General features: G+C 55.8%; 17 protein-coding genes. 7 read left to right on the forward strand and 10 right to left on the reverse strand.

Annotated features, from left to right (window positions below; all coding sequences use genetic code 11):
• The 4 genes from nrdE to GC090_RS04985 all read right to left on the reverse strand — a co-directional run bounded on the left by nrdE (position 1) and on the right by GC090_RS04985 (position 3,379).
• The gene (gene nrdE / locus GC090_RS04970) at positions 1-2,139 is read right to left on the reverse strand and encodes a class 1b ribonucleoside-diphosphate reductase subunit alpha (RefSeq protein WP_072021703.1); all 2,139 of its coding nucleotides are present in this window, start codon (positions 2,137-2,139) and stop codon (positions 1-3) included.
• Entirely contained in the window at positions 2,118-2,522 is a 405-nt protein-coding gene (gene nrdI, locus GC090_RS04975; protein ID WP_006120681.1) for a class Ib ribonucleoside-diphosphate reductase assembly flavoprotein NrdI, read from the reverse strand. The genes nrdE and nrdI overlap by 22 nt, the downstream gene beginning before the upstream one ends.
• A gap of 4 nt (positions 2,523-2,526) precedes the next feature.
• Positions 2,527-2,769 carry a redoxin NrdH gene (locus tag GC090_RS04980; protein ID WP_006120680.1) on the reverse strand — a complete coding sequence of 81 codons (243 nt, stop codon included), beginning with the start codon at positions 2,767-2,769 and terminating at the stop codon, positions 2,527-2,529.
• A gap of 292 nt (positions 2,770-3,061) precedes the next feature.
• Positions 3,062-3,379 carry a DUF883 family protein gene (locus GC090_RS04985; RefSeq protein ID WP_324020988.1) on the reverse strand — a complete coding sequence of 106 codons (318 nt, stop codon included), beginning with the start codon at positions 3,377-3,379 and terminating at the stop codon, positions 3,062-3,064.
• A 151-nt stretch (positions 3,380-3,530) separates the two neighbouring features.
• Here GC090_RS04985 and GC090_RS04990 point away from each other — a divergent pair, with 151 nt between their 5' ends.
• From GC090_RS04990 to GC090_RS05005, 4 genes are all read left to right on the forward strand, one after another.
• Entirely contained in the window at positions 3,531-3,866 is a 336-nt protein-coding gene (locus GC090_RS04990; protein WP_006120678.1) for a DUF2002 family protein, read from the forward strand.
• Between the two features lie 137 nt (positions 3,867-4,003).
• Complete coding sequence (gene mmuP, locus GC090_RS04995) at positions 4,004-5,410, forward strand: S-methylmethionine permease (protein ID WP_006120677.1); 1,407 nt, start codon at positions 4,004-4,006, stop codon at positions 5,408-5,410.
• Positions 5,400-6,335, forward strand: coding sequence for a homocysteine S-methyltransferase (mmuM, locus tag GC090_RS05000; protein WP_324020990.1), 936 nt, complete (start codon positions 5,400-5,402; stop codon positions 6,333-6,335). The genes mmuP and mmuM overlap by 11 nt, the downstream gene beginning before the upstream one ends.
• Before the next feature lie 96 nt (positions 6,336-6,431).
• Entirely contained in the window at positions 6,432-6,851 is a 420-nt protein-coding gene (locus tag GC090_RS05005; protein WP_006120675.1) for a hypothetical protein, read from the forward strand.
• Here GC090_RS05005 and speG read toward each other — a convergent pair whose 3' ends face one another.
• Genes speG through GC090_RS05035 form a run of 6 tightly spaced genes read right to left on the reverse strand, consistent with a single transcriptional unit; the run spans position 6,852 to position 12,385 of the window.
• Positions 6,852-7,397, reverse strand: a complete 546-nt coding sequence (speG, locus tag GC090_RS05010) for a spermidine N1-acetyltransferase (RefSeq protein ID WP_324020991.1) — start codon at positions 7,395-7,397, stop codon at positions 6,852-6,854.
• Positions 7,398-7,411: 14 nt separating this feature from the next.
• Positions 7,412-8,095, reverse strand: coding sequence for an ABC transporter ATP-binding protein (locus GC090_RS05015; protein ID WP_054633263.1), 684 nt, complete (start codon positions 8,093-8,095; stop codon positions 7,412-7,414).
• Positions 8,088-8,915 carry an ABC transporter ATP-binding protein gene (locus GC090_RS05020; RefSeq protein WP_324020992.1) on the reverse strand — a complete coding sequence of 276 codons (828 nt, stop codon included), beginning with the start codon at positions 8,913-8,915 and terminating at the stop codon, positions 8,088-8,090. The genes GC090_RS05015 and GC090_RS05020 overlap by 8 nt, the downstream gene beginning before the upstream one ends.
• Positions 8,905-9,762: an ABC transporter permease gene (locus tag GC090_RS05025; protein ID WP_054633264.1), complete on the reverse strand. Its 858-nt coding sequence runs from the start codon at positions 9,760-9,762 to the stop codon at positions 8,905-8,907. The genes GC090_RS05020 and GC090_RS05025 overlap by 11 nt, the downstream gene beginning before the upstream one ends.
• Positions 9,759-10,811: an ABC transporter permease gene (locus tag GC090_RS05030; protein WP_039340107.1), complete on the reverse strand. Its 1,053-nt coding sequence runs from the start codon at positions 10,809-10,811 to the stop codon at positions 9,759-9,761. Before GC090_RS05030 ends, GC090_RS05025 begins: the two co-directional genes overlap by 4 nt.
• Positions 10,811-12,385, reverse strand: a complete 1,575-nt coding sequence (locus tag GC090_RS05035; RefSeq protein ID WP_033739429.1) for an ABC transporter substrate-binding protein — start codon at positions 12,383-12,385, stop codon at positions 10,811-10,813. The genes GC090_RS05030 and GC090_RS05035 overlap by 1 nt, the downstream gene beginning before the upstream one ends.
• A gap of 645 nt (positions 12,386-13,030) precedes the next feature.
• On the opposite strand from GC090_RS05035, the gene mgtA reads away from it, so the two are divergent.
• From mgtA to GC090_RS05050, 3 genes are all read left to right on the forward strand, one after another.
• Positions 13,031-15,733, forward strand: coding sequence for a magnesium-translocating P-type ATPase (gene mgtA / locus GC090_RS05040; protein ID WP_324020994.1), 2,703 nt, complete (start codon positions 13,031-13,033; stop codon positions 15,731-15,733).
• Positions 15,734-16,207: 474 nt separating this feature from the next.
• Positions 16,208-16,990 (forward strand): winged helix-turn-helix domain-containing protein, encoded by a 783-nt coding sequence (locus GC090_RS05045; RefSeq protein WP_283785978.1) that lies wholly within the window; start codon positions 16,208-16,210, stop codon positions 16,988-16,990.
• The gene (locus tag GC090_RS05050) at positions 16,983-17,447 is read left to right on the forward strand and encodes a hypothetical protein (RefSeq protein ID WP_324020996.1); all 465 of its coding nucleotides are present in this window, start codon (positions 16,983-16,985) and stop codon (positions 17,445-17,447) included. The genes GC090_RS05045 and GC090_RS05050 overlap by 8 nt, the downstream gene beginning before the upstream one ends.
• Positions 17,448-17,453: the final 6 nt, after the last annotated feature.

Genomic DNA, 17,453 nt, shown 5'->3' on the forward strand with positions numbered 1-17,453 from the left:
TCACAGTGCACAGGAGACGCACCCCTGCACTTCGGTGCCTTGCAGGGCCATCTGGCGCAGTCGAATGTAATAGAGCGTTTTGATACCTTTCTTCCAGGCGTATATCTGCGCTTTATTGATGTCGCGCGTGGTCACGTCGTCCCGGAAGAACAGGGTCAGTGACAGGCCCTGATCCACATGTCGGGTTGCCTCAGCGTAGGTATCAATAATGGCCTCCGGCCCAATCTGGTAGGCATCTTCATAGAACGCCAGATTGTCATTGGTCATGAAGGGGGCGGGATAGTATACGCGACCGGTTTTACCCTCTTTGCGGATCTCAATACGCGACACAATCGGATGAATACTGGAGGTGGCGTGATTGATGTAGGAGATCGACCCCGTGGGCGGGATAGCCTGCAGATTCTGATTGTATAAACCCGAGGTCATCACCGCTTCACGCAGCGCCAGCCAGTCTTCACGGCCGGGCAGCGTAATGCCCGCTTTGGCAAACAGGGCGGCAATACGGGCGGTGCGCGGCTGCCAGTCAGCGTTCAGATACTTGTCAAAGTAAGCGCCGGTGGCATAGGTCGAGGACTCAAAACCCTCGAAGGTTTGCTGGCGTGCTTTTGCCAGCTGATTCGAGGCGCGCAGCGCATAATAGGTCACACAGTAAAAATAGAGATTAGTGAAATCCAGTGCTTCCGGAGAACCATAGACGATGCCTTCCCGCGCCAGATAGCCATGCAGGTTCATCTGGCCCAGGCCGATCGCATGGGAACGCCGGTTACCTTCTGCAACGGAAGGCACGGACGCAATATCACTCATCTCTGATACCGCCGTCAGGGCGCGGATTGCCGTATCCACCGTCTGTGCGAGATTGCCCGAGTCCATCGCATGCGCGATATTCAGGGAACCCAGATTACAGGAAATGTCTTTTCCCACGCGGCGGTAGCTCAGGTCTTCATTAAACTCGCTGGCGCTGTTCACCTGCAAAATCTCTGAACAGAGGTTGCTCATATTAATGCGACCGGCAACAGGGTTATCGCGGTTGACGCTGTCCTCATACATGATGTAGGGATAACCCGATTCAAACTGAATTTCCGCCAGCGTCTGGAAGAAATCGCGCGGCTGAATATAGGTTTTACGAATGCGGTCATCCGCCAGCATCTCGTGATATTTCTCACTGACGCTGATATCACCAAACGCCTGACCGTAGATCCGCTCCACATCGTAGGGCGAGAACAGCGCCATCGGCTGATTCTCTTTGGCAAGCTGGAAGGTGATGTCCGGGATCACCACGCCCAGCGACAGGGTTTTAATGCGGATTTTCTCGTCGGCGTTTTCGCGCTTGGTATCCAGAAAACGTAAAATGTCAGGATGGTGAGCACTGAGCCAGACTGCGCCCGCTCCCTGACGTGCGCCCAACTGGTTAGCATAGGAGAACGCATCTTCCAGCATTTTCATGACCGGAATGACGCCGGAAGACTGGTTTTCAATGCGCTTAATCGGCGCACCGGCCTCCCGCAGGTTCGACAACAGGAACGCCACGCCGCCGCCGCGTTTGGACAGCTGCAGGGCGGAATTCACCGCCCGGCCAATCGATTCCATATTGTCTTCAATACGCAACAGGAAGCAGGAAACCAGCTCGCCGCGCTGTTGCTTGCCGCAGTTAAGGAACGTCGGCGTGGCAGGCTGAAAACGGCCACTGAGGATTTCCGCCAGTACTGCGCGTGCCAGGCTTTCGTCGCCCCGTGCCAGCGTCAGTGCCACCATGCAGGCACGCTGCGCAAAGGTTTCCAGGTAACGCTTGCCGTCAAATGTCTTCAGCGTGTAGCTGGTGTAGTACTTCCACGCGCCTAAAAAGGTTTTGAACTCAAAACCCCATGCGTCGGCTTCATCGTGCAGGGCACACAGGAAGTCAAAATCGTACTGATTCAGCACGTCCGCTTCATAGTAGCCTTCTGCAACCAGATAGCGCAGGCGCTCGGCTACGCTGGCAAAGTGCAGCGTATTGGGTTGCACGTGCTGAATAAGGAACTGTCGCGCCGCCTGCTGATCCTTTTCAAACTGAATACGGCCATCGGCGTCGTACAGATTCAGCATGGCGTTCAGCGCATGGTAGTCCAGCGCAACGTTGTTCAGAGTGTCTGTTGTTGCCAAAATTGGGTTACTCCCGCTTTTACATTGGCGATATCGTCCGGCGTTCCCATCAGTTCAAACCGATACAGGTAGGGAACCTGGCATTTCTTAGCAATGATGTCGCCCGCCAGGCAGTAGCCTTCACCGAAGTTACGGTTACCGGCCGCGATCACGCCGCGCAGACCGCGACGATTGGCTTCATCATTAAGAAACTGAATCACCTGTCTGGGCACGGCGCCGCGATGACTGCCACCGCCATAGCTCGGCACCACCAGAATATAAGGCTGGTGAATATGCAGCGGTTGCTTACTCTCAATCGGTATGCGGTGCGCGGGCAGGCCCAGACGGGTAATAAACCGATGGGTGTTTTCCGACTGGCTGGAAAAATAGACCAGTGGGAACATGTGACTACCCGCCGATGGTCGTGGTTTGGGTTAAACGGGCTATCTTGTCAGGACGAAAGCCACTCCAGTGATCGTCATGGGTCATCACCACGGGCACCTGGCGATAGCCCAGCGCTTTCAGGCTGTCGATTGCGTCCGGCTGGGTATCCAGATTGATCAGTTGGTAATCGATGCCGTGGCGATCCAGTGCATTCTTCGTGGCATTACACTGGACACAGTGGTTTTTAGTGTAAATAATAATGCGCATGATTCGTATTCCTCTTTCATTGCGGTCCTGCTGCGAATAACGACGTGTATATCCCTGAATCAGGCTTCGTTCGTGCAAACATCTTGTGGGCTGACAATGAAATGAATACTAGATGTAGTATTTATGGCGGTCAATAGCACCATATGTAGGGTTAATCGCGATTATCGCGGCAAGTCAGGCCTGGCGCGCTCTGCCACCCGAAAAATAAATTTGTAAAGCTGATTGATTAAAAAACAGGCATAAAAAAGCCCCGCTCAGTGAGCGAGGCGGATGATAACGGGGTGGAACAGCGTTAGCGGCGTGAAACCAGTAGTGCGCCTAACACAATGCCGACGGCCGCGCCGATACCGACACCGTACCAGGGTTTTTCATGGACATACGCGTCAACCTGATAGCCGGCATCGCGGGCCACCTGCGTGACACGGTTACCGCCGCCGTTCAGTTTTGCCCGGGTTTGCTTAAGCAGGGCTTCAGCCTGACTGCGCGCAGAATTGACTTCGTCTTTGGCCTCGCTGCCGTAAGACTTCAGCAGGGCTTCAAGTGAATCTGCCAACTCATTAACATCCTGATTGATATCAATGTCATCGTTTTTTTGCGTTCGATTAAACATTTTTGGCTCCCTTGTCATTAACACGTAATACTCAGTGTAGACCACGTTTTGCTTAACGAGGCGCGGGACGACCCTTTAGGGAAAATTCCGAATGCCCGTACAGCCACGCTGATGTAAGGTTGCGTGGCTTTTGAAGAGGAGAGGATCAAGCATGTATTTACGACCAGATGAGGTAGCGCGCGTCCTGGAAAAAGTGGGCTTTGAAGTCGATGAAATTACCCCCCGTGCGTACGGCTATCGTCGTGGCGACAACTATGTTTACGTCAATCGCGAAGCGCGCATGGGGCGCACGGCGCTGGTCATCCACCCGACGTTAAAAGAAAAAAGTCAGCCTTTCGCCGAACCGGCCTCAGAAATGAAAACCTGTGATCACTACACACAGTTCCCTCTCTACCTGGCCGGTGATACGCAGGAACACTACGGTATTCCGCACGGTTTCAGTTCGCGAATGGCGCTGGAACGCTACCTGCAAAGCGTGTTTGGCTAACGCATTCCGCCCCGTTATCACGGGGCACCGATCCCGGCCTTTCTGGCACCTTACCGCTTCGCCCGTTGCATTTCGGCGCGACGACGCGTATAAATCTGCTGCATATAGATGTTTAGACGTCCATACGGATGAGGTTTATGAGCGAGCAGAATACGTCTTCGCAGGGTCAGTTCAAGCGAACCATGAAAGTACGCCACCTGGTGATGTTATCGCTGGGCGGCGTGATCGGTACGGGCCTGTTTTTTAACACCGGCTACATCATTTCCACGACAGGGGCCGCCGGTACGCTGCTGGCTTATCTGATTGGCGCGCTGGTGGTCTGGCTGGTCATGGCCTGCCTGGGTGAGCTGTCCGTGGCGATGCCCGAAACCGGCGCATTCCACGTCTATGCGGCCCGCTATCTGAGTCCGGCAACCGGCTATACCGTGGCCTGGCTCTACTGGCTGACCTGGACCGTCGCGCTGGGATCCAGCCTGACGGCGGCAGGGTTCTGTATGCAGTACTGGTTTCCGCATGTGCCGGTCTGGATCTGGTGCCTGGTTTTCTGTATTGCCATCTATCTGCTGAACGTGATTTCTACCCGCTTCTTTGCGGAAGGGGAATTCTGGTTTTCCATCATCAAGGTCATCACCATTGTCGCCTTTATCGTCCTGGGCGGCGCAGCCATGTTCGGGTTTATTCCCATGAAGGACGGTACGCCAGCACCCGGACTGAGCAATCTTACCGCGCACGGCTGGTTGCCTAACGGTGTGTTGCCGATCATCATGACCATGGTGGCGGTGAACTTTGCCTTTTCCGGCACTGAGTTAATCGGTATTGCCGCCGGTGAAACCGAAAACCCGCAAAAAGTCGTGCCGCTGGCTATTCGTACCACCGTTGCTCGTCTCATCCTGTTCTTTGTCGGCACCGTCTTCGTGCTGGCGGCGCTGATCCCGATGGATCAGGCCGGTATCGTCAAAAGCCCGTTTGTGCTGGTGTTTGAGAAAATCGGTATTCCATGGGCGGCGGATATCATCAACTTTGTTATTCTCACGGCCATCCTGTCAGCGGCGAACTCGGGCCTGTATGCTTCGGGCCGGATGCTGTGGTCGCTGGCCAATGAAAACACCTTGCCGCGCGCCTTCGCCCGGGTAAATAAACGTGGCGTACCGCTGCTGGCTATCACCGTCAGCATGATTGGCGGGCTGCTGGCGCTGTTTTCCAGTGTGGTCGCGCCGGACACCGTATTTGTGGCGCTGTCTGCTATCTCTGGCTTTGCCGTCGTGGCGGTGTGGCTCAGCATCTGTGCATCGCACTATGTTTTCCGTCGCCGCCATGTGCAGCAGGGCAAAGCGCCAGCGGACCTGATTTACCGCGCGCCACTCTATCCGTTTACGCCGATTCTGGGCTTTTTACTCTGCCTGCTGGCCTGTGCCGGGCTGGCGTTTGATCCCTCACAGCGCATTGCCCTGTGGTGCGGAATTCCGTTTGTGCTGTTTTGCTATGGCGCTTACCATGTGACCCACAAAAAATCACAGGCTAAGGAGGCCAGAGATGTCGCGTAATCCTGTATCACACGCACTGCAGCAGACTGCTCCGTTGATTCTGGATGGGGCGCTGGCGACTGAGCTGGAAGCCCGGGGCTGCGATCTGACGGATGCGTTGTGGTCCGCGAAAGTGCTGATGGAAAATCCTGAGCTGATTTACCAGGTGCACTATGACTATTTTGCTGCTGGCGCGCGCTGCGCGATTACCGCCAGCTATCAGGCGACGCCACAAGGCTTTGCGGCACGCGGTTTGAACGAACAGCAGTCGCTGGCGCTGATCGCACAAAGCGTCGAACTGGCTCAACGTGCCCGCGCAGATTACCTGGCGACGCAGACAGACGACAGGATATTGCTGGTAGCAGGCTCGGTGGGCCCTTATGGCGCGTTTCTGGCGGACGGGTCGGAATATCGCGGCGACTATACGTTGCCCGAAGCCGAGATGATGGCGTTTCATCGCCCCCGGATAGCTGTCTTGCTGGCAGCGGGCGTGGATGTGCTGGCCTGTGAAACCCTGCCTTCGTTTGCCGAAGCGCAGACGCTGGTCAACCTGCTGCGCGAATTCCCTGACAGCTGTGCCTGGTTCTCCTTTACGCTGCGTGATGCGGAACACCTCAGCGATGGCACGCCGCTGCGTGACGTTGCGGCCTACCTGAATGCGCAGCCGCAGGTTATTGCCGTGGGGATCAACTGCATCGCGCTGGAAAGTGTCACACCCGCTCTGCAGCAGCTTCAGCGCCTGACAGAGAAGCCCCTGGTGGTGTATCCCAATTCGGGTGAGCAGTACGATGCCAACAGCAAAAGCTGGCACTCCGCGCCCTCAGGTTGCACGCTGCATGACAAATTTGCCGAATGGCAGCAGGCCGGCGCCCGACTGATTGGCGGCTGCTGCCGCACCTCACCCCGTGACATCGCGGCGATTGCCCGCCATTGTCAACCGCAATAAAGCAGCAGAATCGGGCGATGATAGCCCGATTGAGAAGGATGAAAAGGTGGGAAGGGCGGTTTACACTGTGCTTCCTGACTTTTATCGGATCCTGCCATGAAACAGCACATTCTGGCTCTCGCTGCCGCGATGCTACTGAGCGGTTGCGCCACCATTGTTGGCAACGAAACCCAATCGGTTCTGATCGATTCGCAGCCGCCCGGCGCGCGTTTTACCGTACAGGATGAAACTGGTCGTCCGGTTGCGGAAGGCTATACGCCAAAAACCGTCATCCTGGAAAAATCCACCCATCGCTATTTTGGTAAAAAGCACTATTTGCTGATGCTGGAAAGTCCGGGCTATGTGCCCGTCACGGTGCCGATCGAAGCCCGTGCCAACCTGTGGTACCTGCTGGGGAATATTCCACTGCTGGGCTTCCCCGGCTGGCTGCTGGTCGATCCGTTCTACGGGGGCATGTATAACCTGGAGCCCGAGCATCCAAAGCCTTACATGAACCCGGTCGGCGCACGCGGCTGATTACTGGGCGGTAGGTTTTACCATACCGCCCGGTGCTTTATGGCGTTCCAGATACTGATGCTGGAAAATGCACATACGAATGGTGTTGCGGTATTCGCCATTGATAAAGAATTCGTGTTTAAGCACGCCTTCAATCTCAAAGCACAGTTTGCTGTAGATGTGGATGGCTTTCTCATTTTCCTGATCGACGATCAGGTAGAGCTTATACAGATTCAGCACGGAAAAACCGTAATCCATCGCCAGCTTCGCCGCCTGGGTGGCCAGACCTTTGCCCTGATGCGCCGGATCAATGATGATCTGAAATTCAGCGCGGCGGTGAACATGGTTAATCTCCACTAACTCCACCAGCCCCGCTTTTTGCCCCTCATGCTCAACCACGAAGCGCCGTTCGGTCTGATCGTGAATGTGCTTATCGTACAGATCGGACAATTCCACGAAGGCTTCATACGGCTCTTCGAACCAGTAGCGCATGACGCTGGCGTTGTTATCCAGCTGATGCACAAAGTGAAGATCTTCTCGTTCCAGTGGGCGAAGTCGGATGCTCATGGTTTTTCCTTGCATCAGGCTGAGGCGGCAATCTGCTCAACGATCCGTCCCTGCGCCATCCGGACGGCACGGTCACACATGTGATCAATCACATCGGGATCGTGGCTGACCAGCACCATCGTCAGACCATCCTGACGCTTAAGATCGTTAAGCAGATTGAGAATCTCAGCCTGGATTGACATATCCAGTGCCGATGTTGGCTCATCCAGCAGCAGTATTTTGGGCTGAAGCAACAGGGCGCGCACGATAGCCACACGCTGGCGCTGACCGCCGGACAACTGATGAGGATAGCGATCGGCCAGCGACGGATCCAGCCCCACATGGCGAAATCCCTCATGAATACGATCGTCGATGTTGTCCCGTTTCAGCAGGTTGAGCGGCTCGGACAGCGTACGGCGCAGGCGATGGCGGGGATGCAGGGAGGCATAGGGATCCTGAAACACCATCTGCACCTCCTGACGCAGCGCGCCGGTAAAGCTTTTGCCCGGCAGGACTTTGTGCCCTGCCAGTTGCATATCCCCCTGCCAGTGCGGGTTCAGTCCGGCCATCACCCACAGCAGCGATGACTTGCCGCAGCCAGACGGGCCGACCAGACCAAAACACTCGCCCGCGTTAACCTGCAGGTTAACGTCGTGTACGACGGTACGCAGATCGTAACCCTGTTTGTGTGACACGCTCAGGTGTTGCAGATTAATCATAGTGAGCCTCCAGCGCTGCGCGGTCCAGCACCGGTAGTGGTTGTCCGTGCGTGGCTTTACTGGGGCGGCAGGACCACAGCGTGCGAGTGTAGGGATGGGTTGCGCGCGGCAAATCCGCCGCAGGCAGCGTATCCAGCACGCGACCTTTGTACATTACCATCACGCGCTCGCAGTGCTCTGAGACCTGTTGCAGATCATGGCTAATTAGCAGCAGGCCCATGTTGCGGGACTCCACCAGCTCACGAATCAGCGACAGCACCTGATCGCGCATGGCGTGATCCAGTGCGGATGTCGGCTCGTCGGCAATCAAAAAGGCCGGATCGGTAATCAGGGCGATGGCCAGCATCACGCGTTGTCCCATCCCGCCGGACAGCTGATGCGGATAAACCTGCATCAACTGGCGCGGATTAGGCAGGCCGACGGCATCCAGCATGTCGCACACCTTTTCTTTGCGCGCTGCGCGGCTCAGGCGACGGTGCAGAATCAGCGGCTCTTCCACCTGCCAGCCGATCGTCCGTGACGGATTCAGCGCATATTTGGGGTCCTGCATGACCATGGCCACGCGCTCGCCCCGCAGCTTACTCCAGCCGCGCTCGTTCAGGGCCAGGGCATTTTCACCCGCGACCTGAAGCTGGCTGGCCTGCAGATGCAGGGCAGGGGACAGTAAGCCCATTAACGTCCGGGCGGTCAGCGATTTACCCGAACCGGATTCACCAACCAGCGCCACCCGCTCCCGCCCGATGGAGAAACTGATATTGTCGACCAGCGTCGCCGCCTCGCTGCGGATGCTGAGTGACTCCACAAGAATGTTATTTTGCATGTCGGGTATCCAGTCGGTCACGCAGGCCATCGCCTGTCAGGTTAAACGCCAGGCTGGCAAACAGAATGGCCGCGCCGGGAGCCGCCGCCACCCACCACTGGTCAAAGATCACCTTACTGCCTTCCGCAACCATTGAGCCCCACTCGGCGGTAGGCGGTTGCACGCCCATGCCCAGAAAGCCCAGTCCGGCAGCGGCCAGGATAATCCCGCCCAGGCTCAGCGCCGCGCGCACCACGGCGGTGGGCAGGCACAGCGGCAGAATATGGCCGAACATCAGGCGAAAGCCGGTAATGCCTTGCATACGGGCGGCGGCCAGATAGTCACTGCGCCGCAGCGCCAGGGTTTCGGCGCGCGCCTGACGGGCAAACGGCGGCCAACTGGTCAGCGCCAGCGCCAGCGCACCGTTCATCAGGCCCGGTCCCATAATGGAAACCAGCGCCAGGGCAATCACCAGGTTTGGCAGTGAAAGAAAAATATCAGTGATGCGCATTAAGACGCGCTCGGTCCAGCCGCCCGTATAGCCGGCGGTAATGCCCACCAGCAGGCCCACCGGGATAGTGAGGATCAGAATCAGTGATACCAGCAGCAGCGTCGGACGTGCGCCATAGATCACCCGTGAGAGCAGGTCGCGGCCAAAGCCATCGGTGCCAAACCAGTGTGCAGCCGAAGGCGGCAGCAGGCGGCTGGAGATGGTTTGCAGATTGGGATCGTAAGGCGCGATGAGCGGTGCCAGCACTGCCATCAGAATGACAATCGCCACCAGCGTTAACCCGATGGTTAACGAGGTGATGCGTCGGCGGCTGCGTCGTGGTCGCACCGTTTCAAGTTCAGTAAGTTGTTGCGTCATCGTGTTCTCGGATCGGTTAACCAGGTGAGGGCGTCCGCCAGCGCATTGATCAGAATAAAACAGCTTCCAATCAACAGAGTGGCCCCCAGAATGGCTGGCACATCGCCAGAGAAGAGCGCATTGGTCATATAGCGCCCTACGCCAGGCCAGGCAAACACGGTTTCTGTCAGCACCGAGCCTTCCAGCAGCGTGGCGTAGGACAGCGCAATCACGGTAATGAGCGTACCCAGCACGTTCGGGAAGATATGGCGCAGCAGAATCCGCACCCGGCCCGCGCCTTTTGCCCGCGCCAGCACCACGTACTCTTTACTGCTCTCTTCCAGCAGCGCCGCGCGCAGCAAACGGGTAATGCCCGCCATCGCCAGCAGGCCCAAAATCACCACCGGCAACCAGAGATGGGCCACCGCATTCCAGAAAATTTCCCGGTCGCCCGACAGCCAGCTGTCAATCAGCACAAAGCCGGTTTTCGGCTCCAGCGTATAGGCCCAGATATCATCCAGCCGTCCCGGTCCGGCAGACCAGTGCAGCACCGCATAAAACAGCAATAAGCCCAGCAGGCCCAGCCAGAAGACCGGCACGGAGTAACCCAACAGAGAGATAAAGCGTGCCACGTTATCGATCACGCTGCCGGGTTTCCAGGCGGCCAGCAACGCCAGTGAAACGCCAAAGATCACGGCAAAAATCATTGCGCAGGTGGCCAGCTCAATGGTGGCCGGAAACGTCTGCAACAGGTCGCTGCTGACGGGCTGATTCGTCAGACGCGAAACGCCGAGGTCGCCGCGCATCAGATGCGCAATGTAGTGCCAGAACTGCATCAGTACCGGTTGATCCAGCCCGAGATCGTGACGAACCTGCGCATAGGTCGCTTCACTGGCATGATCGCCCGCGATTTGCTGTACCGGATCGATCGGCGAGAGATGCGACAGCATAAAGGTAAACGCCAGCAATCCTGACAGAGTGATTACCAGTGACAGTAAGCCTGATGAAAGGCGGCCAGCGCGCCGCCAAAAATGCCGGGCGGACCCGGCAGAAGAGGCAGAGTGTGCCATTACTTAGTAACCTGCGAATAGTAAACCATGTCCGGGTTAATGCCCTGAACGTAGCCTTTAAGGTTATCGCGCAGGGCGATAAGGTTTTTCGCCTGCAGTCCAATAACATAAGGCGAGCTTTTCAGCACTTCACGTTGCATCGCCTGGTAAAGTTCAACGCGTTTTTTCGGATCGCTTTCCGCGGTTGCAGCCAGCACCTGCTTATTCAGCTCTGGAATATGCCAGTCAGAACGGTAAGCAATCGTCTTGCTGCCATCTTCCGGGTTGTAGGCGAACGACGAGGCGTTGGTATTCGGATCAAAGTAGTCTGCGCCCCAGGCGTTGATCGTGCCTTCGTAGTTATGCGCTTTAACGCGGGTAGAAACTTCAGAGCTCAGTCCCGGCAACACTTCCACTTTTACGCCGCCTTTAGCAAAGCTGCCCTGCAGGGCCTGGGCAATATCCAGATACGGGGGCTGATTGCTGGTGGACAGGGTAAAGCTGACATTCGTCAGGCCGGCTTTTTTCAGGATCGCTTTCGCTTTTTCCGGATCGTAACTGTACGGGTTGTCGTTTAAGGCACCCAGAAAACCTTTCGGCAGAAACGTCTGGTGCACATCGAACTGCCCTTTCAGCAGCTGTCCGGCAATGCCTTTATAGTCGAACAGGTAGCGTGCTGCTTCCCAGAAGGCCGGGTTTTTTAACGCCGGGTTGTTTTTGTTGCCGATGTTGAACTGGATGTAATACAGCGAGGCCATCGGAATCGCGTCGGTTTTCACACCGCTTTTGCCCTGCAGCGAGGCAATCTGGTCTGCCCCCAGGTTACGGGCGATGTCAGCGTCGCCTTGCTCAAGCAGCAACCGGCGGGCCGCCGGTTCCGGCACATTTTTGATCAGAATATTTTTAATCTTCGGCGCGCCGGCCGGTGACGTCGGGTTGGCGGTCAGGATGACGGCCTGATGCATCACCACTTTACGAATCTGGTAAGGGCCGCTACCGGCAGAGTTGGTGGCCAGCCAGCCGTTACCGAAATCGCCTTTTTCGGCGTGCGCGCTGACAGTTTTTTCATCGACGATGGAGGAAACCGGTGCGGACAGCAGGCTAAGAACGTAAGCCGGGCTGACGTTCGCCGTCCAGCTAATCTGCACATGGTTGTCATCAACCTTTTTCAGGAAGCCATCCACATTATCTTTGTTCCAGCCGAGCTGGGTCAGAATAAAGGAAGGATCCAGATTCAGTTTCACCACGCGCCCCAGCGAGAAGATCACATCTTCCGGGCGCAGGGGATTGCCGCTGGCGAATTTGGCGTCTTTACGCAATGCAAACGTCAGGCTGCGGTTATCGCTACCTGGCTGCCAGGATGTCGCCAGGGTCGGTTTTAAATCTGTGGGGTTTTGTGGATCCGACTGCACCAGGCGCTGATAAATGTTGGTAAATGCTTGCACGCTGGTCAGTTCAAACCCTTTCGCCGGATCAAAGCTGTCTGCATCGTCTGTTGACTGTACGACGACCAGGGTATCTTTTGGTGTGGCGGCGTTAACGCTGAATGCGGTGGCCAGTGACAAGGCCAGTAATGATGGAATTATTTTTTTCATGGAAAATCCTTGCCTGAGAAAGTAACGCGAGTGTACGAAAGGGCTCATGCAAAGAATAGTCGATTATGGGCTAATGATATGCAAAAAAGTTATAACAAATGCAGCACAGTTATAAGGCTGATCAGGCGGTCATGCTGAAGTCACAACGGTTAATAAACGAAACCGGGATTGAACCGTTATTTTTCTTTACCCGAACCGGGCTGGGATTATACTAAGCGAAAATAGTCGCAGGAGTCATACTTTGGACAGTCACCCTAAATACGTTATTACTCCGGCAAGCTAACTGCATTTCGCTGCTTGCCACCTGGCGGGCAGCAATCTTCTCTGTACGATCCGATTGCTCTCCCTGAAATACACGCTGTAGTCACTGCGAGAGCGCATTATGTTTATGTATATTCAGGCACTTTTTCCTCCGCCTCGACAGGCGTAGCCGCGGGCTGCGCACCCTTTCTCATACAGTCATTTTTTGTGCGTTTATTTCCCCAGGTCCGGTATTGCGCGGTGTTTTTATTTTTCTGCGCGGCGGACGTGCGCGCTTATTTATTAAAAACTGACTGAACCTCTTTACCGGAAATAACCGGACATACAGGCATGCTTTATTTCGCATGCAGGATATCTGTTGCTTTAAAGCAGGGAGATGTCGACATGAGCGACATGAAACTCGAACACGCCGCGATGATTCACAACCGCCAGCGTGCACTTAAAAAAACCAAAACGCCCTTTGCCATTGAACGCGAAGCACGCAATCGCACCGATGTCACGCTGAGCAACCTCCACAGCAGCTATGAGGGCCTGACGCACACGGAAGCCCGGGCGCGATTGGGTGATTATGGCCGCAATGAAGTGGTGCATGAAAAAGCGCCTTCCGCGTTTGTCCAGCTGATCCTGGCCTTTAACAATCCGTTCATCTATGTGCTGATGGTGCTGGCACTGGTCAGCTGGGTAACCGATTACTGGCTACCGATGCGGGCCGGTCAGGACACCGATCTGTCTGGCGTGATCATCATACTTACCATGGTAACGCTCAGTGGACTGCTGCGTTTCTGGCAGGAGTTCCGTACCAACCGCGCCGCGCAGGCTTTAAAGTCGCTGGTTCGCACGCAGGTTACTGTACTGCGTCGTGAAGAAGGCAGCACGACTGGCCGCCGTCACGATATCGATATGCGTGAACTGGTGCCCGGCGATGTGATTTTATTGAGTGCGGGCGATCTGGTGCCGGCCGACGTGCGTTTGCTGGCTTCGCGCGATCTGTTTATCAGTCAGGCGATCCTGACCGGTGAATCGCTGCCCGTTGAGAAAAACGATCTCAGCGCAGGTGAAGAGATCGCAGAGCAGCCCGGTCGCAGCGTACTGGAGCTCAGAAACAGCTGTCTGATGGGGACCAATGTCGCCAGCGGCACGGCTCGCGCACTGGTTGTCGCCACCGGCAGTGAAACCTGGTTTGGTTCGCTGGCGGCCTCGCTCTCAGGTCGTCGTCCGCAGACCGCGTTTGACCGTGGCGTAAACAGCGTGTCCAGACTGCTGATCCGCTTCATGCTGGTGATGGTGCCGGTTGTCTTACTGATCAACGGCTTTACTAAAGGCGACTGGATGGACGCCACCTTGTTCGCGTTGGCGGTTGCCGTCGGTCTGACCCCCGAAATGCTGCCGATGATCGTCAGTGCCAATCTGGCCAAAGGCGCGATTGCGATGTCACGGCGCAAAGTCATCGTTAAACGGCTGAACGCGATTCAAAACCTCGGTGCAATGGATGTGCTGTGTACCGATAAAACCGGCACGCTGACGCAGGACAACATTTTTTTGTCGGCGCATCTGAACGGGGAAGGCGTAGAGGATGCGCGCGTATTGCTGCTGGCCTGGCTCAACAGCAGCAGCCAGAGCGGGGCAAAAAATTTGATGGACCGCGCGGTACTGAAATTTGGAGAGCAAACCCTGTCTGCGGCCCAGTGCAGCCAGTTTCAGAAGGTGGATGAGCTGCCTTTTGACTTCGTCCGCCGTCGTGTCTCTGTGGTGGTGGAAGATCTGCAAACGCACCGTCCACTGTTAATCTGCAAAGGGGCGGTCGAGGAAATGCTGGCTGCTGCGACCACACTACGTCAGGGCGAGTCGGTCATTCCGCTGTGCGAACAGAAACGCGTCGAACTGTTGAACCTGACGCAGCATTATAATCAGCAAGGCTTTCGCGTCCTCCTGGTGGCAACCCGTGAGCACGGCATAGCGCTGCCACTCAGCAGCAATGATGAGTGCGAGCTGACCATTGAAGGGATGCTGACCTTTCTGGATCCGCCTAAGGAGAGCGCGGGCAAAGCGATTCAGGCGCTGAAAGACAGTGGCGTGAAGGTCAAAGTGCTGACAGGCGACAATCCGCTGGTGACGTTGCGCGTCTGTCAGGAAGTGGGGCTGGCTTCTGAAGCCATGCTGACCGGCAATGAGATTGATGACATGAGCGACGCGGTGCTGCGCACGGAAGTGGAGCGCTGCATGATTTTCACCCGGCTGACGCCGCAGCAAAAGTCACGCGTGCTTAAACTGCTGCAGCAGAATGGTCATACCGTCGGTTTCCTCGGCGATGGCATCAACGATGCGCCTGCGCTGCGCGAGGCTGATGTGGGGATCTCTGTCGATACGGCGACGGACATTGCCAAAGAGTCATCGGACATTATCTTGCTGGAAAAAGATTTGGCTGTGCTGGGCGAAGGTGTCCTCAAAGGGCGCGAAACCTTCGGCAATATCATCAAGTATCTGAACATGACGGCCAGCTCGAATTTCGGCAACGTGTTCTCCGTACTGATTGCCAGCGCATTTATTCCTTTTCTGCCCATGCTGTCTATCCAGTTGCTGATTCAGAACCTGATGTATGACATCTCTCAACTGGCTCTGCCCTGGGACAAGATGGATCGCGAGTTTTTACGTAAACCGCGTAAGTGGGATGCTGGTAACATCAAGCGCTTTATGCTGTGGATGGGGCCAACATCGTCTATTTTCGATGTCACGACCTTTGCGCTGATGTGGTACGTCTTCGGGGCAAATCATGAAAGCGCCCAGTCGCTTTTCCAGTCTGGCTGGTTTGTGGAAGGGTTATTGTCTCAAACGCTGGTGGTGCATATGTTGCGGACGCAGAAAATTCCCTTTATTCAAAGCTGCGCCCGGCTGCCGGTGCTGCTGACCACGATGGGTATCTGTGCGGCGGGTATCCTGCTGCCGTTCTCTTCGCTGGGTACGCTGGTGGGATTAGTTCCGCTGCCCTGGCACTATTTCCCCTGGCTGGTGCTCACCCTGTTTAGCTACTGTCTGGTGGCGCAGGGAATGAAGATGGCGTACATCAAACGCTTTGGCCGCTGGTATTAAATGCATCAGCCGTAAAAACATCGCCGGTCAATGCCACAAGGTGAGGGTGGCATTGACCGGTTTTCCCTCTGTGCGCATCTGCATGGCCCGTCTTCGTGAACTTGTGCTAAATCATTGCAAAAAACGTGATGTCGATAACGTAGACGAACCTTTCTGCCATTCCCGCTCTTGCCGTGGCGTTCTCTGATACAATTACAGCGAAATTATTTAACCTGACCTGACAATATTCGGGTTGGAGGGATCTGCCGTCATCATGCGTGTTAGCTCAGCGAACGGACACGTATCTGAACGCCGCCCGTTTCCCCGGCCGGTAATGCACACTGCCCGCCACGTCAGAAGATTTTGCTCAGTGGCCATGCATACCACACCCGGCCGGCGCTGATGATGCGCGGACTTTTTTGCCCGATGATTGAGGATCGTTATCCCGCATGCGTTGTTGTTTACTGCCTTGCCTGTGTGTTGCCGGAGCCTGAAATGCAGCAGACAGAATATGTAATTGAAGGTCTGGTTCGGTTTTCACCCGCTCAGGGACGACTGTGCCTGGTCGAGTCCAGTGAAACCAGCGTGCCCTTATCGCCTGCCTGCAATCATTTACTGGAAATGTTTCTGAAAAGCCCCGGCGTGGTGCTGGCCCGGGAACATATTCTTGATAATTTCTGGCAGGAAACGGGCGCAACGCCTTCGTTCAACAGCCTGAATGCCTATGTATCGTCTATTCGACGCGGTTTTGCCTCGCTGGGCATCAGCCAGGACGTTATCACCACCGTTTATAAAGTGGGCTTTGTTTTCAATCCCACGCTGGCGATTCAAACGACGCACCTTGAGCCGGAACTGGCGGCTCCCACTGCGGATCCGGTCTCTCCGACGGCGGCTCTGCCGCGACGCGACCGTCGTTATTACGCTGCAGGTATTGCGGTGCTCCTGCTGGCAGGCATGGCTGTGCTGGTGCTGTCTTCCCTCCGGCCTGAAAAATCGATCGCGCCTGTCAGCGTGGCAGACGTCAACGGCTGCGAGGTACTCTATCTGCCGGTGCATCCGGGGGAATCGGCTTTCCCGCCGGAACCCGTGTGGCGCAAAATCATCGCCAGCAGCGGCATGCCCTGTCAGAAGGGCGGCAAATATCTGTTTTACGCGGACAGAAACGTGACGGCCGGCCACTGGGGCAATGTCTACGTCGCTTACTGCCGCCACGTAACGGGCGGCCAGGCCTACTGCTCAAACTATTCTGAACTCGGATGGCGGGCAGAGAATGAATAAGAAGACCGTCGTGTCGCTCAGTCTGGTTTTGCTCTGTGCCATCCTGGTTATTGCGGGAGGCCTGTACTCTGTAAAATCGCAACGCGCCATGTTCGAATTTACCTGCGCAGCGAATTTTCAACAGCGCGATCTCACCCGGAATTATCATCTGGATGCCAGCTTTGTGCTGACGCTGCGTCATTCCGGAGAAGGTATGGTGTCCGTTGATGGAACGGTCTATCAAGCGGGAAATACGTATATCTTAAGACGTAATGTCGAATTTCAGTATTCACCCTATATCCAGTCACTTTATAAGCTCGACCACTATAGTGTGAGTCGCGGTCTGCGCGACAACGTACCGGAAAATATATTAAACAGCCACTTTGCCTATCTCTATATTTCGAAAATAAAAGGAATGGAGGATGCGATATTGGTAGGCAGTCGGGTATTACCTCTTATCGTTTGTCATACCCGCTAATGGCGT

The sequence above is a fragment of the Pantoea sp. JZ29 genome (assembly GCF_035190385.1).
Lineage (GTDB): Bacteria > Pseudomonadota > Gammaproteobacteria > Enterobacterales > Enterobacteriaceae > Pantoea > Pantoea stewartii.